This window comes from Streptomyces sp. AC627_RSS907, assembly GCF_019049165.1.
In genome coordinates this window covers 36,262-53,494 of the sequence record NZ_JAGMUE010000015.1, presented here as the reverse complement: position 1 = coordinate 53,494, position 17,233 = coordinate 36,262, and the positions used below count along the sequence as shown (strand labels likewise).

General features: G+C 73.0%; 13 protein-coding genes. 5 read left to right on the top strand and 8 right to left on the bottom strand.

Translation table 11 applies throughout. From position 1 onward, the window contains the following. Window positions 1-14 precede the first annotated feature (14 nt). Window positions 15-728, bottom strand: coding sequence for a uracil-DNA glycosylase (locus KUM32_RS04775; protein ID WP_217140513.1), 714 nt, complete (start codon window positions 726-728; stop codon window positions 15-17). 171 nt (window positions 729-899) lie between these two features. Between KUM32_RS04775 and KUM32_RS04770 the strand changes: the two genes are divergently transcribed. Then, window positions 900-1,439, top strand: a complete 540-nt coding sequence (locus tag KUM32_RS04770; protein WP_217140512.1) for an RNA-binding S4 domain-containing protein — start codon at window positions 900-902, stop codon at window positions 1,437-1,439. A 250-nt stretch (window positions 1,440-1,689) separates the two neighbouring features. Here the strand turns inward: KUM32_RS04770 and KUM32_RS04765 are convergent, their stop codons facing one another. Then, window positions 1,690-2,370, bottom strand: coding sequence for a bifunctional 2-polyprenyl-6-hydroxyphenol methylase/3-demethylubiquinol 3-O-methyltransferase UbiG (locus KUM32_RS04765; protein WP_217140511.1), 681 nt, complete (start codon window positions 2,368-2,370; stop codon window positions 1,690-1,692). Between the two features lie 152 nt (window positions 2,371-2,522). Here KUM32_RS04765 and KUM32_RS04760 point away from each other — a divergent pair, with 152 nt between their 5' ends. Further along, the gene (locus KUM32_RS04760) at window positions 2,523-2,780 is read left to right on the top strand and encodes a DUF6343 family protein (protein ID WP_217140510.1); all 258 of its coding nucleotides are present in this window, start codon (window positions 2,523-2,525) and stop codon (window positions 2,778-2,780) included. A 45-nt stretch (window positions 2,781-2,825) separates the two neighbouring features. Here the strand turns inward: KUM32_RS04760 and KUM32_RS04755 are convergent, their stop codons facing one another. The 4 genes from KUM32_RS04755 to rpsA form a co-directional block, all read right to left on the bottom strand. Next, window positions 2,826-3,206: a tetratricopeptide repeat protein gene (locus KUM32_RS04755; RefSeq protein ID WP_217140509.1), complete on the bottom strand. Its 381-nt coding sequence runs from the start codon at window positions 3,204-3,206 to the stop codon at window positions 2,826-2,828. 91 nt (window positions 3,207-3,297) lie between these two features. After that, complete coding sequence (gene coaE / locus KUM32_RS04750) at window positions 3,298-3,903, bottom strand: dephospho-CoA kinase (protein ID WP_217140508.1); 606 nt, start codon at window positions 3,901-3,903, stop codon at window positions 3,298-3,300. A gap of 151 nt (window positions 3,904-4,054) precedes the next feature. Then, window positions 4,055-4,993 (bottom strand): PAC2 family protein, encoded by a 939-nt coding sequence (locus tag KUM32_RS04745; protein WP_217140507.1) that lies wholly within the window; start codon window positions 4,991-4,993, stop codon window positions 4,055-4,057. Between the two features lie 189 nt (window positions 4,994-5,182). Then, the gene (rpsA, locus tag KUM32_RS04740; RefSeq protein ID WP_100044691.1) at window positions 5,183-6,682 is read right to left on the bottom strand and encodes a 30S ribosomal protein S1; all 1,500 of its coding nucleotides are present in this window, start codon (window positions 6,680-6,682) and stop codon (window positions 5,183-5,185) included. Between the two features lie 374 nt (window positions 6,683-7,056). Here rpsA and KUM32_RS04735 point away from each other — a divergent pair, with 374 nt between their 5' ends. Together KUM32_RS04735 and hrpB are read left to right on the top strand one after the other, a co-directional pair. Beyond that, window positions 7,057-7,881 (top strand): class I SAM-dependent methyltransferase, encoded by an 825-nt coding sequence (locus tag KUM32_RS04735; protein ID WP_217140542.1) that lies wholly within the window; start codon window positions 7,057-7,059, stop codon window positions 7,879-7,881. A 61-nt stretch (window positions 7,882-7,942) separates the two neighbouring features. After that, window positions 7,943-10,492 (top strand): ATP-dependent helicase HrpB, encoded by a 2,550-nt coding sequence (hrpB, locus tag KUM32_RS04730; protein WP_217140506.1) that lies wholly within the window; start codon window positions 7,943-7,945, stop codon window positions 10,490-10,492. A gap of 78 nt (window positions 10,493-10,570) precedes the next feature. On the opposite strand, the gene KUM32_RS04725 is transcribed toward hrpB, so the two are convergent. After that, the gene (locus KUM32_RS04725) at window positions 10,571-12,373 is read right to left on the bottom strand and encodes a lytic murein transglycosylase (protein WP_217140505.1); all 1,803 of its coding nucleotides are present in this window, start codon (window positions 12,371-12,373) and stop codon (window positions 10,571-10,573) included. Between the two features lie 242 nt (window positions 12,374-12,615). On the opposite strand from KUM32_RS04725, the gene KUM32_RS04720 reads away from it, so the two are divergent. Continuing rightward, complete coding sequence (locus tag KUM32_RS04720) at window positions 12,616-13,473, top strand: DUF4184 family protein (protein ID WP_217140504.1); 858 nt, start codon at window positions 12,616-12,618, stop codon at window positions 13,471-13,473. 774 nt (window positions 13,474-14,247) lie between these two features. On the opposite strand, the gene polA is transcribed toward KUM32_RS04720, so the two are convergent. After that, window positions 14,248-16,974, bottom strand: coding sequence for a DNA polymerase I (gene polA, locus KUM32_RS04715; protein ID WP_217140503.1), 2,727 nt, complete (start codon window positions 16,972-16,974; stop codon window positions 14,248-14,250). Window positions 16,975-17,233: the final 259 nt, after the last annotated feature.

Here is a 17,233-nt window from a genome sequence, read left to right as displayed (position 1 = left end):
TGCGCTCCTCCCTTTTACCGGACGGTCAGCCCCGCCGTCTCCGCCGCCGTGCGCAGCACGTCCCGGAGCATCTCGGGAGTGAGCCGGCCGGTGAACGTGTTGCGCTGGCTGACGTGGAAGCAGCCGAAGAGATGCAGACCGGACTGGTCGGGAGCCTCCAGCGTGACGCGCCCGCCGTGCGCGAAGGCGGGCCGGGGCCGGGGCACGGTCCAGCCCGCCGCGGCGAACGCGGGCAGCGCGGCCTGCCAGCCGAAGCCCCCCAGAACGATCACGGCGCGGAGCGTCGGCCGCAGCAGGCCCAGCTCCTGGACCAGCCAGGGCCGGCAGGTGTCGCGCTCGGCGGGGGTGGGCTTGTTGGCGGGCGGGGCGCAGTGCACCGGCGAGGTGACGCGCACGCCGTACAGCTCCAGGCCGTCGTCGGCGGAGACCGCGGTGGGCTGCGACGCGAGGCCCACGTCGTACAGCGCCTGGTACAGCACGTCTCCGGAGCGGTCACCGGTGAACATCCGGCCGGTGCGGTTGCCGCCGTGGGCCGCGGGGGCGAGCCCGACGATCAGCAGACGTGCGTCCGGCGGTCCGAAGCCCGGCACCGGCCGGCCCCAGTACGTCCAGTCGGCGAACGCCGCCCGTTTCGTCCGGGCCACCTCCTCCCGCCAGTCGACCAGCCGAGGACAGGCCCGGCATCCCGCGATGCGCTCGTCGAGTACGGAGAGGCCGCCGGTGTCCATGCCTCCACCGTAGGACGACCCCGGGTGCGCCAGGGAACGGGGGCAGAGGACGCGGGAAGGGAACGCGCGGCCGCCGAACCCTCCGGCCAGGCTCCTGGCCTCCCTCCTCTCCGGGACGGGCCTGCGGACATTGCGGCTCCTCTCCGCGGGCCGGGCGGTTAAGGTCGAACCATGGCTTCCGAGCATGACGAGGGCAGAAACGGCGTGGTGGCCGCCTCACCGGACGGCGCCGCTGCCGACTCCCAGGCCCCGGACCCGAGGACCGCCGCCGCGATCGCCGCCGCCGACGCGGCCGGGCCCCAAAGCGGTGAGAGCGTCCGTGTCGACAGCTGGATCTGGGCCGTCCGCCTCATCAAGACCCGCTCCCTCGGCGCGGCCGCCTGCCGAGGCGGCCATGTGCGGGTGAACGGCGAGCGCGTGAAGCCCGCGTACTCCCTGCGCGTCGGCGACGAGGTACGCCTCCGGCACGAGGGCAGGGAACGGGTCGTCGTCGTGAAACGCCTGATCCGCAAGCGCGTCGGTGCCCCGATCGCCGCCCAGTGCTACCTCGACAACTCCCCGCCGCCCCCGCCTCGCGAGGCCGTCGCCCCGGCCGGCATCCGCGACCGCGGCGCCGGGCGCCCGACCAAGCGCGACCGCCGCGAGCTGGAACGCCTGCGCGGACTGGAGGGTCTGAGCCGTTCCCGGCAGGACGCCGAGACCAGACCCTGACACCAGAGACCGCTCCACCTGGCCGGGCGGGCCGGGCTCGGACCCGTCGGAGCGGTTCCTCGCGTTGTGCCCCGGCGGGCCCAAGGCGATGAGCAGGAGCGGCACCCTCATGACGGGCGGCGACAGCGCTGAGCGCGCTGCTGATGGGTCCGTGTCGCTGTCGCTGTCTGGGAGGGTGGGTCGTCCGTCGGCCCGGAGCAGCTCCTCGCGGGACCCTCCGGAGCCGCCGGAGAACGCCCGGCCAGGCCCTCTAGGCCACCGGTATCGCTCTCACCCACGTCCCGTCGTCGGTCAGATACCGGTCGACCCGCAGCCCCGCTTCCGCGAGTGCCCCCTCGAACTGCTCCTTGGTCAGCGGCCGGGCCCGGAAGGTCTGTGTCCAGACGGCGTCCGGGAACTCGTATTCCGCGCGTACCGAGTTGACGCCGTCCCCGAGGGGCTCCACCGACACGATCCGCACGGTGAAGCCGCTGGCGTCGACCCGCTCACGCGGCACGTTCGTGTGGTAGTCCTCGCCCTCCCGCTGGATCAGTACACAGCCGTCCGCCGCGACGTGCCGGGCGCAGGTGTTCAGCAGCCCCCGTCTCACCTCGACGTCCCCGGTGTGCACGAGGAAGGACGCCAGCACCACCACGTCGTACCTCTCGCCCAGGTCGAGGTCCTCGATCGGGCTGCGTATCGTCCGTGCCCCGCGCACGTGCTCCAGCATCTCGGCGGACTCGTCCACCGCGGTGACGGTGAATCCTCGCTCCAGCAGCGGGTGCGTCATGCGCCCCACGCCACTGCCCAGCTCCAGGATGCGCGCGCCCTCGGGCGCGGCAGCGGCGACGATGTCCGGCTCGGCTCCGGCGGGCAGCCGCGAGTAGAGCTCGACCGCGCAGCCGTCCGGGGTGATGGCTCCGGGTCCCGTCCCCCGGTGTCCCTCTCGCATTTTCAGCTCCATGCCCGTCCAACGGGCCGCCCCCGCACGCCCGTTCCCATCAGGCTCTGGTTCACCCGTCCGAGTGACCAACCGGCCGGTGGCACGGCTCGTTTCCCCCTCGCTGTACGGCGGAGTACGTTTTCCACAGGAGTGGTGATCCGATGCGTACGGGCAGTGAACCGGCCACCGCGCGCAGTGCCCTGCGGGCGCGTTTCTGGCTGAGCCTGTGGGGGCTGGTCTGGGCGATCTTCGGGACGGCGGCCTTCGCGCTCACCGGGCGGCCCGGCTGGGCGGCCGCGTGCGCAGTGCTGTGGCTCGTCGCCACGGTCGATCTGGCCGTGGTCCTCCGGCGCCTCCGCCAGGGCCCGCACTACCAGCCCGGCCGGAGCATCCCGCCGTACCGGCCGCCGACGGCGTGAACCCCGGGCCGCGCGCCTGCCCAGCGTCGGCTCCCGCCGCGGCGATCAGGAGTCGAACCGCGCCTGCTGCAGGTACTCCGGGTTCGGGTCCAGAGCCGCCGCCAGTCGGAAATGACGCCGGGCCTGGTCGGTGCACCCGCGGCGCTCATACGTACGCGCGAGTGCGAAGTGCGCGAACGCGTTGTCCGGCTCGCGCTCCAGGACGATGGTGAACTCCAGCTCCGCCGGTCGTAGCTGAGCCGCCGCGAAGAAGGCACGGGCGCGCAGCAGTCGCGCGGCGGTGTTCTCCGGGTGCGCGGCTATGACGCCGTCGAGGAGCTTCACCGCGCCCCGCGGATCCCGCGCCGCGAGCAGTTGCTCGGCGGCACGGAAGTCGATGACATCCGTCTCCGGAGTACGTCCGGTCGAACCGCTGGTGTCGGGCACGGCAGAGTCCTTCCCTCATTGAAAGGGATCAACGCCCGCCCGGGGGCCGCTATTCCTGGGCCGGCCGGGGCGCACGGCGCGACGGGCGCGCTCAGCGCGGCGCGTGCGCTCTGCGGGTCAGCTCGGCCCACACCTCCTCGACCCGGCGCCGCAACTCGTCCAGCGGTACGTCGTTGTCGATGACCACGTCCGCGATCTCCCGGCGCTGCTCGCGCGTCGCCTGGGCGGCCATGCGCGCGCGTGCGTCCTGCTCGGTCATCCCGCGCAGCCGTACCAGCCGGTCGAGCTGGGTGGCGGGGGCGGCGTCCACGACGATCACGACGTCGTACAGCGGTGCCAGACCGTTCTCGGTGAGCAACGGGACGTCGTGGACCACGACGGCGTCCTCGGCGGCGGCCTCTTCGAGTGCACGGGACCGGGCACCGACCAAGGGGTGCACGATCGCGTTCAGCGCGGCGCGCTGCTCCGGGTCGGAGAAGACGATCGAACCGAGTTTCGGCCGGTCCAGGCTGCCGTCCTCGGTGAGGATCTCCTCGCCGAACGCCTGGACGACCGCGGCGAGCCCCGGGGTTCCGGGCTCGACGACCTCACGCGCGATCCGGTCCGCGTCGATCAGTACGGCGCCCAGCTCGACGAGCAGGCGCGACACCTCGCTCTTGCCGGCTCCGATCCCGCCGGTCAGGCCCACGGACAGCATGACCGCGCCTCCACCTCACCAATCCCCGCCAATCCCCGCAGGTGCGGGGAGAGGAGCAACTCACCGACTCCGACACCCCCGGTCGGGCCCACCGGGTCATCCCCGCCACGCGAGGACAGGTGGGGCCGCGATCGCCCGCCAGGCTACCGGATCAGCCTTCGCCCTCCCGCTCGGCGAGGAACCGTTCGAACTCGCGGCCGATCTCGTCGGCGGAGGGGATCTCGACGGGCTCGGCGAGCATGTTGCCGCGGGTCTCGGCGCCGGCGGCGGCGTCGTACTGGTGCTCCAGGCCCTGGACGAGGGCGGTGAGTTCCTCGTCGCCCTCCTGGATCTGCCGGTCGATCTCCGTCTGCGTGCGGTGGGCTTCCGTGCGCAGGGAGTGCGCGATGCCCGGCAGGACGAGGCCGGTCGCGGCGGTGATCGCCTCCAGGACGGTCAGCGCGGCGTCCGGGTACGGGGAGCGCGCGATGTAGTGCGGTACGTGCGCGGCGACGCCCAGCACCTCGTGACCGGCCTGCATGAGCCGGTACTCCACGAGCGCCTCGGCGCTGCCGGGGACCTGCGCCTCCTCGAAGGGGCTGCGGTGGCCCGGCACGAGGTCGGTGCGGGTGCCGTGCGGGGTGATGCCGACGGGGCGGGTGTGCGGGACACCCATGGGAATGCCGTGGAAGCTCACCGCCAGGCGGACGCCCAGCCGTTCCACGATCTGCCGCACGGCCGCGGCGAAGCGCTCCCACTCGACGTCCGGCTCGGGACCCGACAGCAGCAGGAAGGGCGCCCCGGTGGCGTCCTGGACGAGCCGCACCTCGATGGTCGGTTCCTCGTAGTCCGCCCAGGTGTCGCGCTTGAAGGTCAGCAGTGGCCGACGCGCCCGGTAGTCCACGAGCCGGTCGTGGTCGAAGCGGGCGACGACCTGGTGGGGCAGCGAGTCGAGCATCCGGTCGACGATCTGGTCGCCGGTCTCACCGGCGTCGATGTAGCCGTCGAAGTGGTACAGCATGACCAGTCCGGCCGACTCCTGGGCCAGTGCCACGTCGACGACGGCCAGTCCCTTCGGCTCCCATGCGTACAAGCCCTGCGGATCAAGCACAGTGACCGCTCCCCTCCTCGTGTTCCTTGGTGGACAACGCGGGTCCCGGCCCGGGCATTCCCGTCCGCGCGCCCGATCAGGCTTTCCCGGGCGGCTGGGAAAGCGCCGAGGGCCCGCACCCCGGGAAGGAGTACGGGCCCTCGGTCTCACGAGCTGTCGCTCGGTGAGGAGCTACTGCTCAGTGCGCGTTCAGCTCTGGCCGCCGGCCAGCTTCTCGCGCAGGGCGGCCAGCGCCTCGTCCGACGCCAGGGCGCCCGACTGGTCGCCACCCTCGGAGGAGTACGAACCGCCACCGGACGCGGCCGGAGCCGCACCCGCGGTGTCGCCACCCTCGGCAGCGGCCTTCTCGTCCGCCTCGCGGGACTTGATGACCTGCGCCTGGTGCTGCTCGAAGCGCTGCTGCGCCTCGGCGTACTGGGTCTCCCAGGCCTCGCGCTGCGTCTCGTAGCCCTCGAGCCAGTCGTTGGTCTCGGGGTCGAAGCCCTCGGGGTAGATGTAGTTGCCCTGGTCGTCGTAGGACGCGGCCATGCCGTACAGGGTCGGGTCGAACTCGACCGCCGACGGGTCGGCACCGAAGGCCTCGTTGGCCTGCTTCAGCGAGAGGCTGATGCGACGGCGCTCGAGGTCGATGTCGATGACCTTGACGAAGATCTCGTCGTTGACCTGGACGACCTGCTCCGGGATCTCCACGTGGCGCTCGGCCAGCTCGGAGATGTGGACCAGACCCTCGATGCCCTCGTCCACGCGGACGAACGCACCGAACGGCACCAGCTTCGTGACCTTGCCGGGCACGACCTGGCCGATCTGGTGGGTGCGGGCGAACTGCTGCCACGGGTCTTCCTGGGTCGCCTTCAGCGACAGGGAGACGCGCTCGCGGTCCATGTCGACGTCGAGGACCTCGACGGTGACCTCCTGGCCGACCTCGACGACCTCGGACGGGTGGTCGATGTGCTTCCAGGACAGCTCGGAGACGTGGACCAGACCGTCGACGCCACCCAGGTCCACGAAGGCACCGAAGTTGACGATCGAGGAGACGACGCCGGACCGCACCTGACCCTTCTGGAGGGTGGTGAGGAAGGTCTGGCGGACCTCGGACTGGGTCTGCTCCAGCCAGGCACGGCGGGACAGGACCACGTTGTTGCGGTTCTTGTCCAGCTCGATGATCTTCGCCTCGAGCTCCTTGCCCACGTAGGGCTGGAGGTCGCGGACACGGCGCATCTCGACCAGGGAGGCCGGGAGGAAGCCGCGGAGGCCGATGTCGAGGATGAGACCACCCTTGACGACCTCGATGACGGTACCGGTAACGATGCCGTCCTCTTCCTTGATCTTCTCGATGGTGCCCCAGGCGCGCTCGTACTGGGCACGCTTCTTCGAGAGGATCAGGCGGCCTTCCTTGTCCTCCTTCTGGAGGACCAGGGCCTCGATCTCGTCACCCACGGCGACGACCTCGTTGGGGTCGACGTCGTGCTTGATCGAGAGCTCGCGGCTCGGGATGACACCTTCGGTCTTGTAACCGATGTCGAGCAGGACCTCGTCCCGGTCGACCTTCACGATGACGCCGTCGACGATGTCGCCGTCGTTGAAGTACTTGATCGTCTCGTCGATCGCGGCGAGGAAGGCTTCCTCGTTACCGATGTCGTTGACCGCTACCTGCGGGGTGGTGGCGGTGGTCTCGGTGCTGCTCGTCATGTGGGAAAGGGCTCCGGTACGGACATTGAAGTCGTAGGTACTGCTTACGCCGGGAGCCCGTTTCGCTCTGCAGAAGCCGGACAGCCAAGGAAACGTCACCGAAAACCGCTGGTGACGCCTCGAGAACCGAGGGGACATACAACAGATGCGAGCGCGACCTGCTACGTCTGAGGTGCGCAGGCCCGCAGCGCAACTTGTAGCATACGGGGGCGGCCGGGCATGGTCAATGCGCGAAGCCGCACACCCGGGGCGGATCCTCGCATACCCGGCACGAAAGCCGTCTCGCGAGGCCGCGCGGACGCCCGGACGTCCCTGCGCGACACGCGGGACGGGCAGCGTGGAAGAGCCCGCAGACCAGTACGAGGGAGCAGGTCATCCAAGAGCCCGCAACGTCCGCAGCCGAGGGAGCCGAACCCGAGGCCACCCGGCGTGCCGCCGGTGTCACCGAGAGCTCCCGCGCCAACCGCGGCTGGTGGGACCGGAACGCGGACGAGTACCAGAACGAGCACGGCACCTTCCTCGGCGACGACCGCTTCGTGTGGTGTCCCGAGGGTCTGGACGAGGTGGAGGCCGAGCTGCTCGGCCCGCCGGAGGACCTGAAGGGCAAGGACGTCCTGGAGATCGGCGCCGGCGCCGCCCAGTGCTCACGCTGGCTGACCGCCCAGGGCGCCCGCCCGGTGGCCCTGGACCTCTCGCACCGCCAGCTCCAGCACGCGCTGCGCATCGGTTCCTCCTTCCCCTTGGTCTGTGCCGACGCGGCCGTGCTGCCCTTCGCGGACGGTTCCTTCGACCTGGCGTGCTCCGCCTACGGGGCACTGCCGTTCGTCGCCGACCCGCGGCTGGTGCTGCGGGAGGTGCACCGGGTACTGCGGCCCGGGGGGCGCTTCGTCTTCTCCGTCACGCACCCGCTGCGCTGGGCGTTCCCGGACGAGCCGGGACCCGAGGGGTTGTCGGTGTCGGCCTCGTACTTCGACCGTACGCCGTACGTCGAGCAGGACGACGAGGGCCGCGCGGTGTACGTCGAGCACCACAGGACGCTCGGTGACCGCGTGCGGGACGTCGTGACGTCCGGGTTCCGGCTGGTCGACCTGGTGGAGCCGGAGTGGCCCGAGTGGAACACCTCGGAGTGGGGCGGCTGGTCGCCCCTTCGGGGGCATCTGATCCCCGGGACGGCGATCTTCGTGTGCGAGCGCGACTGAGCCGCTCCCGCCCTGCACACGCGCGTGGAGGGCGGCCTCGCCGTCGTACGACACTGGGGGCGTGATCCGTTACGACGCCCTGGACGCCCTGCCCGTACGCGGTGCCCTGCCCGCCCTGCGCGACGCCCTCGAGGGGCACGGCACCGCGGTGCTGGTCGCACCGCCGGGCACCGGCAAGACGACGCTGGTGCCGCTCGCGCTGGCCGGACTGCTGGGCGAGGGTCCCGCGCGGCGCGTGGTCGTGGCCGAGCCGCGGCGGATCGCGGCGCGGGCGGCGGCCCGGCGCATGGCGTGGCTGCTGGGTGAGCGGCCCGGCGCGAGCGTCGGGTACACCGTGCGCGGTGAGCGGGTCGTCGGGCGGCACACGCGCGTGGAGGTCGTCACGACCGGTGTGCTGTTGCAGCGGCTGCAACGGGACCAGGAGCTGACGGGCGTCGACGTGGTGGTGCTCGACGAGTGCCACGAGCGGCATCTGGACGCGGACACGACGGCGGCGTTCCTGTGGGACGTGCGGCAGGCGCTGCGACCGGAGCTGCGTCTGGTGGCCGCGTCGGCGACGACCGACGCGGAGGGCTGGGCCCGGCTCCTGGGCGGGGCGCCGGTCGTCGAGGCGCAGGGCGTGTCGTACCCCGTGGAGGTGGTGTGGGCGCCGCCGGTGCGGCCGGTACGGCCGCCGCACGGCATGCGGGTGGACCCGGCGCTGCTCGCGCACGTGACGTCGGTGGTGCGGCGGGCGCTCACCGAGCGGGACGGGGACGTGCTGTGTTTCCTGCCCGGTGCCGGGGAGATCTCCCGGGTCGCCGGGCAGCTGGGGGCGCTCGGGGACGTCGACGTGCTCCAGGTGCACGGGCGGGCACCGGCGGCCGTGCAGGACGCGGTGCTCTCGCCCGGGGCGCGGCGCCGGGTGGTGCTGGCGACCTCGGTGGCGGAGTCGTCGCTGACGGTTCCGGGGGTGCGGGTGGTCGTGGACGCCGGGCTGGCGCGCGAGCCGCGGGTGGACCACGCGCGCGGGCTGAGCGCCCTGACGACGGTGCGCGCCTCGCGGGCGGCGGCCCGGCAGCGGGCGGGACGGGCCGGGCGCGAGGCGCCGGGTGCGGTGTACCGCTGCTGGGCCGAGGCGGAGGACGCCAGGCTGCCGCGGTTCCCGGCGCCGGAGATCAAGGTGGCCGACCTGACCGCGTTCGCGCTGCAGGCGGCCTGCTGGGGCGACCCGGACGCGTCCGGGCTGGCGCTGCTCGATCCGCCGCCGGGCGGGGCGATGGCGGCGGCCCGGTCGGTGCTGACGGCTGTGGGCGCGGTGGACACCGCCGGACGGGCCACCGAACGGGGCGTACGGCTGGCACGCCTGGGCCTGCATCCCCGGCTGGGGCGGGCGTTGCTCGACGCGGGGGGCTCGGACGTGGAGGTGCCGGGGGCCGGGGTGTCCGGGGCGTCCGGTGCGGGTGGGCCGGCTGGGGTGGCCGAGGTGGTCGCTCTGCTCAGTGAGGAGCCGCCGCGGGAGTACGGGGACGACCTGGTGTCCGCCCTGCGGGCCGCCCGGCGCGGGGGCGACGCCTACGGGGCGCGGTGGCGGGCCGAGGCGCGGCGGCTGCGGGCCACCGTGCGAGAGGGTGACGGCCGACGGGAGCAGGGTGTCACCGAGGACGGTCTCGCCGGGCTGGTGGCCGCCCTCGCCTTTCCCGAGCGGGTGGCCAAGAAGGACGGCGGTTCGTATCTCATGGTCTCCGGCACCCGGGCGGAGCTGCCGGAGGCGTCGGCGCTGCGCGGGGCGCCCTGGATCGCCGTCGCCGTGGCCGACCGACCCGTGGGCAAGGGGCACGCGCGCGTGCAGATGGGGGCGGTCGTCGACGAGGCGACGGCGCGGCGGGCGGCGGGCGCGCTGCTGACGGAGCGGGAGGAGGTGCGCTGGGCCGGCGGTGACGTCGTGGCCCGGCGCGTCGAACGGCTCGGCGCCGTGGAACTGGCGGTCCGGCCGCTCAGGGACGCCGACCCGGGTCTCGTACGGGGCGCGCTGCTGGAGGGGCTGCGGCAGGAGGGTTTCGGGCTGCTGCGCTGGTCGGCCGACGCGGAGGTGCTGCGCAAGCGGCTCGCCTTTCTGCGGCGGCATCTGGGCGAGCCCTGGCCGGACGTGTGCGACGACGCGCTCCACGCGCGCGTGGACGAGTGGCTGGAGCCCGAGCTGGGCCGGGCGCGGCGGCGGGCCGACCTGGCGCGGATCGACGCCGGGCAGGCGCTGGCACGACTGCTGCCCTGGGCCTCCGGGGAGGCGGCGCGGCTCGACGAACTCGCCCCGGAGCGGATCGTCGTACCCAGTGGGTCCAGGATCCGGATCGACTACGGCGACCCCGGGCAGCCGGTCCTCGCGGTGAAGTTGCAGGAGATGTTCGGGCTCCAGCGCTCCCCCGAGATCGCCGGCGTTCCGCTTCTCGTTCACCTCCTCTCCCCCGCCGGCCGCCCGGCCGCGGTCACTGCCGACCTGGCCTCCTTCTGGAAGGACGGCTACAAGGGCGTACGGGCGGAGCTGCGCGGCCGGTACCCGAAGCATCCGTGGCCCGAGGACCCGGCCACGGCGGAGCCGACGCGGCACACCAAGGCCCGGCTCGGGGCGTGACGCGGGAGCGACCGAGGGGGCCGCCCCGCAGCCGCAGCTGGGGGGCGGCCCCCTCGGTCGCTCGTGCCGGAGTCGGGGCTACGCCTCGGGCCCGGTCGAGGGCACCGTGGACGGGTCGGGCGAGCCCTCGGGTGAGGTGCCGGGCGACGGCTCCGCCGCGGCCACCTTCAGAGGGACGTCGAGCGTGGCGCCGCCCGCCGTGGTGAGGCGGAGCACGAACGTGCCGGTGGTGTCGTCCGCGTACAGCTCGGGCAGCGTCAGCAGGCCCTTGGCGTCGGTCTTCAGGCCGGTCAGGGTGCGGACGGCCTTGCCGTCGGCGTCCTTGAAGTAGGGGCCCTTGTCGTTCTCGGCCGGGTCGGACGCCGACCTGACGAGGGTGGCGGTGACGGCGACCTTGTCCGCGACCGCTCCCTTGTGCGTGGCCTTCACCTCGACCCGGTCGGCGAACTCTCCGCCCGGGGTGCAGGTCAGGTCGGTCGCACCAGTGCGGGTGAGGGCGTCGGCGACGCGCTCGGTGACGGTGGCCTTGTAGTCGAGGGCGGCGACGGGGCGGCCGATGACCGTGGCACGCACGGTGAAGGCACCGGTCTTCTCGCCCGCCACCAGCGCGGGCGCGGTGGCCACACCGGAGGCGTTGGTGGTGACCGCGGCGACCTTCTCGCCGCCGGTGAAGGTGGCGTCCGTGTCGCCCACGACGGTGAAGCGGATCCGCACCTTGGCGACGGCCTTTCCGGCCTTGGTCTCGGCGCGGGCGCCGATCCTCTTGGCGAACGTGTCACCCGCGGTCGCGGTGAGCCCCGTGGTGCCGGCGTTCTCCAGGTGGTGCACCGTGTCCGTGGGGGTCTCGGTCGTGGGCGGCGGCAGGGTGGGCTTCGGGGAGCCGGGGGCGGTGGGCTTGTCCGGGGCGCTGGGCCTGCCGGGGGCGGTGGGCTTGCCGGGCGTGGTCGGCTTGCCCGGGTCCGGCTTCGTGCCGGGGGCGTGGGGCTTGGGCGACTGACCGGGCTTGCGGGTGCCCGGGGACGACGGGCCGGGGCCGCTCCCGCCGGTGCCGCTGTCGCTGCGGCCCACGGGCAGGGTGCCGGTGCCGTCCGGGATCTCGTGGGTGCCCCTGCGGTAGTGCTCCAGCCACGACAGGACCGTCGCCAGGTAGTCCGTCGAGTTGTTGTAACTCAGGATCGCCTTCCTGAGGTCCGCGTCGGTGGACAGGTCCCAGTCGAAGCGGCACAGGTAGTGGCCGGCGGCGAGCGCGGCGTCGTAGACGTTGTTGGGGTCTTCCTCGCCGTCGCCGTTGCCGTCACGGCCCGCCCATGCCCAGGTGGACGGAATGAACTGCATGGGGCCCACGGCGTTGTCGTAGTTGCTGTTGCCGTCGTAGACGCCGTTGTCGGTGTCCTTGATGAGCGCGAAGCCGTTGCCGTCGAGCTGTGGGCCGATGATCCGGCCGATGGTGGTGCCGTTGGCGTCGACGCGGCCGCCACGGGCCTGTCCCGACTCCACCTTGCCGATGGCGGCGAGGAGTTGCCACGGCAGGTTGCAGCCGGGCTTGGACTGGCGCAGGGCCGACTCGGCCTTCTTGTAGGCGTCGAGGACGGTCGCGGGGATGCCGGCCTCGGACGCGCCCCGGGAGGCGGGGGTACCGATGGTCGGCGCGGGGTTCGGGCTGTTGAGCGGCGGCAGGTCCGTGTAGTACGGCGAGTTGCCGGTGGCGCTCTCCTCGGCGGGCGTGTCGGACGTCGGCACGTTGTCGGCGGCGGTCTGTCTGCCGTTCGCGTCCGCCGTGACCTCGGGAGCCTGGGACGCGGACAGGGCCGCGACCGCGACCGCAGCCACGGTGGTGGTGACCGCCCCCTTGCGGAACCTCCTGCCGAATTGCGCCGCCATAGAGTGAACCCCTCCCCGCGGACGCCCGCGCGTCCGTCTCCGTCTGTCCTCGGCTGTGTCTCGCTCGTTGAACCCGCCCTGTTGTGACGACCGGCTCGCCCCGAGGGTTGCACCACGACTCACCCCGGGCGAGGTTCGTCTGTTCGACCAGTACGGTGCCGCAGGTGACCCTACGACAACATGCTTTGCGCGGGCACCCGTTCGTGCCCGATATTCACCACTTGGCCATATGAGGAGTTCCTTTGCCGTTCACCCTGAGTCATGCGGCCGCCGTGCTGCCCGCCGTGCGGGGCGACGGGACCGGCCGGGGACGGCTGGTCCCCGCCGTGCTGGTGGCGGGCTCCTTCTCGCCCGACTTGACCTATTACGCGGCGAGTTTCCTGACCGGGGCGATGGAGTTCGGAGACGTCACGCACTCCTTCCCGGGCGTGTTCACCGTCGATGTGGTCATCGCCTGGGCGCTGGTGGGGCTGTGGCTCCTGGTCCGTGAGCCTCTGGTGGCCCTGCTGCCCCGGGCCCGGCAGGGGCGCGCCGCCGCCCTGCTGCGCTGCGGGGTCCCCCGCGCGCGCGTACGGCCGTCGTCGGTGGCGTGGTGGTACGTGTCGGCGGTGCTGGGCGCGCTGACGCACGTGGTGTGGGACGCGTTCACGCACCTCGACCGCTGGGGAATGCGGGTGTTTCCCGTCCTGGGCCGGGAGATCGCGGGTTCGCCGCTCTACTGGTACCTCCAGTACGTCGGTTCCGCGGTGGCCGCGGTCGTGATCGCCGTGTTCCTGGCGCGCGCGCTGCGCCGGGTGCCCCGGGCAGAGCCGCTGGGCGTGCCGGTCCTCTCGGTACGGGACCGGTGGTGGGCCGGGGCGGTCCTCGGCAGCTGCGCGGCGGCCGGGGCGGTGCGGCGGGCGACGCGGTGGTGGGACTACTGGGGGGACGTGGCGAAGCCCTGGGAGCTGATCCCGACGGTGTGCTTCGGCGCGGGCGCGGGGCTCGTCCCTGCGCTGTTCGTGTACGCCCTGGGGGTCAGGGTGTGGCGTCCGGTCCCTGCCCCCACGAGCCTGCCGGGGGACGTCGGTGAGGAGCCGGTCCGCCGGGTCGTGCACTGAGGGGGTCGGCGCTCGCGACGAACACGGTCACGGTGTGGGCGGGCCGTGTCCGCGGCAGGAGGGTGAGTGCGAGGGCCAGGTAGCCGCGGGCCAGGTCGGCCCACAGGGCCCAGGCGGGCGTCTCCCGTGGGGTCGCGGTGGCCTGGCCCCGGTGGGCGAGCCCGCGGCGGAGGTCTGCGGCGGTGCGGCGCAGGGCCGTCGCGAGGGTGGTGGGGGTGCGGCCGGTACTCGCGCCCGGTGCGACGGCGGGGACCGGCAGGAGGGGCACGCGGGCGGGTCCGTCCGTGCTTGCCCGTGCCGGGGTCGTCCGGTGATGGAGCATGCGTATACCCATGCCCGCATCCTCACGGGAGAGGGGGGCGGGGGCGTGTTCGCGGGGGCCACCTGAGTGACGGGCCCGGCGGGGCGGGGCGCCGGTACCGGGGTGGCGGCCCGTGCCCCGGCGCGGCGGGGCTCTCGGCGTCTCCCGGCCCGCACGGACGGGAGCGGGGCGCGAGCCCGGCACCTCCCCCGGCCGCGCAGCCCCCGCGGGACGAGAGGTGCGCGCAGGCACCCCCGCGCGGTGCCGTGACCGGCCCCGGACCGGTGTTCACGGCGCCTCGGCCCGCACCGGCGGGAGCAGGGCACGGGACCAGCCTTCGCTCCCCGGTGAACCGGCCCGGCGACAGCGCCGACGCGCCCGCGGGCCCCACGAGTACCGCCGCAGGCCACAGACTCGACGCGAGCCGGGCAACACGCGCCGCTCACCCACCCCGCACCGCCGCTCGCCGGAGGCTAGTGCGCTGCCGACTCCCAGTCCGGGCCCGCGCCCACCGAGACGCCCAGGGGGACCCTGAGCCGGACGGCGCCCGCCATTTCGCGGCGGACGAGTTCCTCCGCCGCCGCACGCTCACCGGGGGCGATCTCCAGGACGATTTCGTCGTGGACCTGGAGCAGCATGCGGGACTCGAGGCCGGCCTCGCGCAGCGCCTTGTCCACATTGAGCATGGCGATCTTGACGATGTCGGCCGCCGTGCCCTGGATCGGCGCGTTCAGGGCCATGCGCTCGGCCGCCTCGCGGCGCTGGCGGTTGTCGCTGTTGAGGTCGGGCAGGTAGCGGCGGCGACCGAAGAGCGTCGCCGTGTAACCCGTCGCCCGTGCCTCGTCGACGACCCGGCGCAGATAGTCCCGGACCCCGCCGAACCGCTCGAAGTAGGCGTCCATCAGCCCGCGGGCCTCCGCCGCCTCGATGTTGAGCTGCTGGGAGAGACCGAAGGCCGACAGGCCGTACGCCAGACCGTAGGACATGGCCTTGATCTTGCGGCGCATCTCCGCGTCGACCGCGGACTGCTCGACGGAGAACACCTGCGCGGCGGCGGTGGTGTGCAGGTCCTCGCCGGACGTGAACGCCTCGATCAGGCCCGCGTCCTCGGAGAGGTGGGCCATCACGCGCAGCTCGATCTGGCTGTAGTCCGCCGTCATCAGGGACTCGAAGCCCTCCCCGACGACGAACCCGCGGCGGATCGCGCGGCCCTCGTCGGTGCGGACCGGGATGTTCTGCAGGTTCGGGTCCGTGGAGGAGAGGCGGCCGGTCGCGGCGACCGTCTGGTTGAACGTGGTGTGGATACGGCCGTCTGCGGCGATCGTCTTGATCAGGCCCTCCACCGTCACGCGCAGTTTGGCCTGCTCACGGTGGCGGAGCATGATGACCGGCAGTTCGTTGTCGGTCTGGGCCGCCAGCCAGGCCAGGGCGTCGGCGTCGGTGGTGTATCCGGTCTTGGTCTTCTTGGTCTTCGGCAGGTTCAGCTCGCCGAAGAGGACTTCCTGGAGCTGCTTGGGCGAGCCCAGGTTGAACTCGCGCCCGGCCGCCGCGTGCGCCTCCTTCACCGCCTGCTGCACGGCGCCCGCGAACATCTGCTCCATGGCCTGGAGGTGCTCCCGGTCGGCCGCGATGCCGTGCCGCTCCATGCGGGCCAGCAGCGCGGACGTGGGCAGCTCCACGTCACGCAGCAGGTCCGCGGCGCCCACGTCCGCCAGGCGGCCCTCGAAGGCCTCGCCCAGGTCGAGGATCGCGCGGGCCTGCACCATCAGCGCCTCGGCCTCGGCACCGTCGTCCGCGCCGAAGGCCAGCTGCCCGTCGGCCGCGGCGGCGGGGGCCAGCTCGCGGTGCAGGTACTCCAGGGAGAGCGCGTCCAGGTCGAAGGAACGGCGGCCCGGCTTGACCAGGTAGGCGGCGAGTGCGGTGTCCATGCCGACGCCGGCGATGCTCCAGCCGTGCTCGGCGAAGACACGCATCGCGCCCTTGGCGTTGTGGAGGACCTTCGGCCGGTCCGCGTCGGACAGCCAGGCTGTGAACGCCGTCTCGTCGGCCTCGTCCAGCTCCGTCGGGTCGAACCAGGCGGCCTTCCCGTCGGCCGCGGCGAGCGCGACCTCGGCGACCGAGCCCGTGCCCAGCGCCCAGGTGTCGACCGTGGCGACACCGAGCGGCTGCGTGCCGTGCTCGCTGAGCCAGCCGGCCAGCTCGCCCGTGCCCAGCACCGTGCCGTCCAGCTCCACGCCGTCCGCCACCACCGGCGTCGCCTCGGCCTCCTCGCCGCCGGGGTCGACGGCGTAGAGCCGCTCCCGCAGGGAGGGGTTACGGATCTCCAGGGTGTCCAGGAACACCGCGACGCTCTTGCGGTCGTACGCCGTCCGCTCCAGGTCGGCGACGGACTTCGGCAGCTCGACCTGCCGCTCCAGCTCGGTGAGCCGGCGGTTGAGCTTGACGGACTCCAGGTGGTCGCGCAGGTTCTGCCCGGCCTTGCCCTTGACCTCGTCGACCCGCTCGACCAGTTCGGCGAACGACCCGAACTGGTTGATCCACTTCGCGGCCGTCTTCTCGCCGACGCCCGGGATGCCCGGCAGGTTGTCGGACGGGTCGCCGCGCAGCGCCGCGAAGTCGGGGTACTGGGCGGGGGTCAGCCCGTACTTCTCGAGGACCTTCTCCGGCGTGAACCGGGTGAGCTCGGAGACGCCCTTCGTCGGATACAGGACCGTGGTGTGCTCGCTGACCAGCTGGAAGGAGTCCCGGTCACCGGTGACGATCAGCACCTCGAAGCCTTCGGCCTCGGCCTGCGTGGCGAGCGTGGCGATGACGTCGTCGGCCTCGAAGCCCTCGACGGCGAAGCGCTGCACGTGCATGGCGTCGAGCAGCTCACCGATCAGCTCGACCTGCCCCTTGAACTCGTCCGGGGTCTTGGAGCGGTTCGCCTTGTACTCGGTGAACTCCTGGGACCGCCAGGTCTTGCGGGAGACGTCGAACGCCACCGCGAAGTGCGTGGGCGCCTCGTCACGCAGCGTGTTGGCCAGCATCGACGCGAAGCCGTAGATCGCGTTGGTCGGCTGGCCCGTCGCGGTCGTGAAGTTCTCCGCGGGCAGCGCGAAGAACGCGCGGTACGCCAGTGAGTGCCCGTCCATGAGCATCAGGCGCGGACGGCCGCCGCCGGAGGTGTTGTCGGTCTTCTTCGCTGCTGTCTCTGCCACGTCCCCGATCCTGCCACGGACCACTGACACTCGGCCCCGCCCCCGCGGGCGGCGCGGGGCGGCCGTCCCGCGCCACGAGCGCGTCGTCGCTGGTCGCACGGGTCCCCGCGCCTCCTTCCGGACGCGCTCGTATCCGGCCGCACAGGACGGACATCCCTCCGTCACCGCGCCCACCGCCCCCGGACCCGTGGCCGCCCGGACCCCGGCGATGTCAGCGCGGCGTGCGAGGATCGGAGACGTACCTCACACGCGTAAGCGA

Excerpts from the sequence above, each read along its gene's own strand:
- KUM32_RS04775 (WP_217140513.1), bottom strand. The coding sequence starts at position 728 with ATGGACACCGGCGGCCTCTCCGTACTCGACGAGCGCATCGCGGGATGC.
- KUM32_RS04770 (WP_217140512.1), top strand. The coding sequence starts at position 900 with ATGGCTTCCGAGCATGACGAGGGCAGAAACGGCGTGGTGGCCGCCTCA.
- KUM32_RS04765 (WP_217140511.1), bottom strand. The coding sequence starts at position 2,370 with ATGCGAGAGGGACACCGGGGGACGGGACCCGGAGCCATCACCCCGGAC.
- KUM32_RS04760 (WP_217140510.1), top strand. The coding sequence starts at position 2,523 with ATGCGTACGGGCAGTGAACCGGCCACCGCGCGCAGTGCCCTGCGGGCG.
- coaE (WP_217140508.1), bottom strand. The coding sequence starts at position 3,903 with ATGCTGTCCGTGGGCCTGACCGGCGGGATCGGAGCCGGCAAGAGCGAG.
- rpsA (WP_100044691.1), bottom strand. The coding sequence starts at position 6,682 with ATGACGAGCAGCACCGAGACCACCGCCACCACCCCGCAGGTAGCGGTC.
- KUM32_RS04725 (WP_217140505.1), bottom strand. The coding sequence starts at position 12,373 with ATGGCGGCGCAATTCGGCAGGAGGTTCCGCAAGGGGGCGGTCACCACC.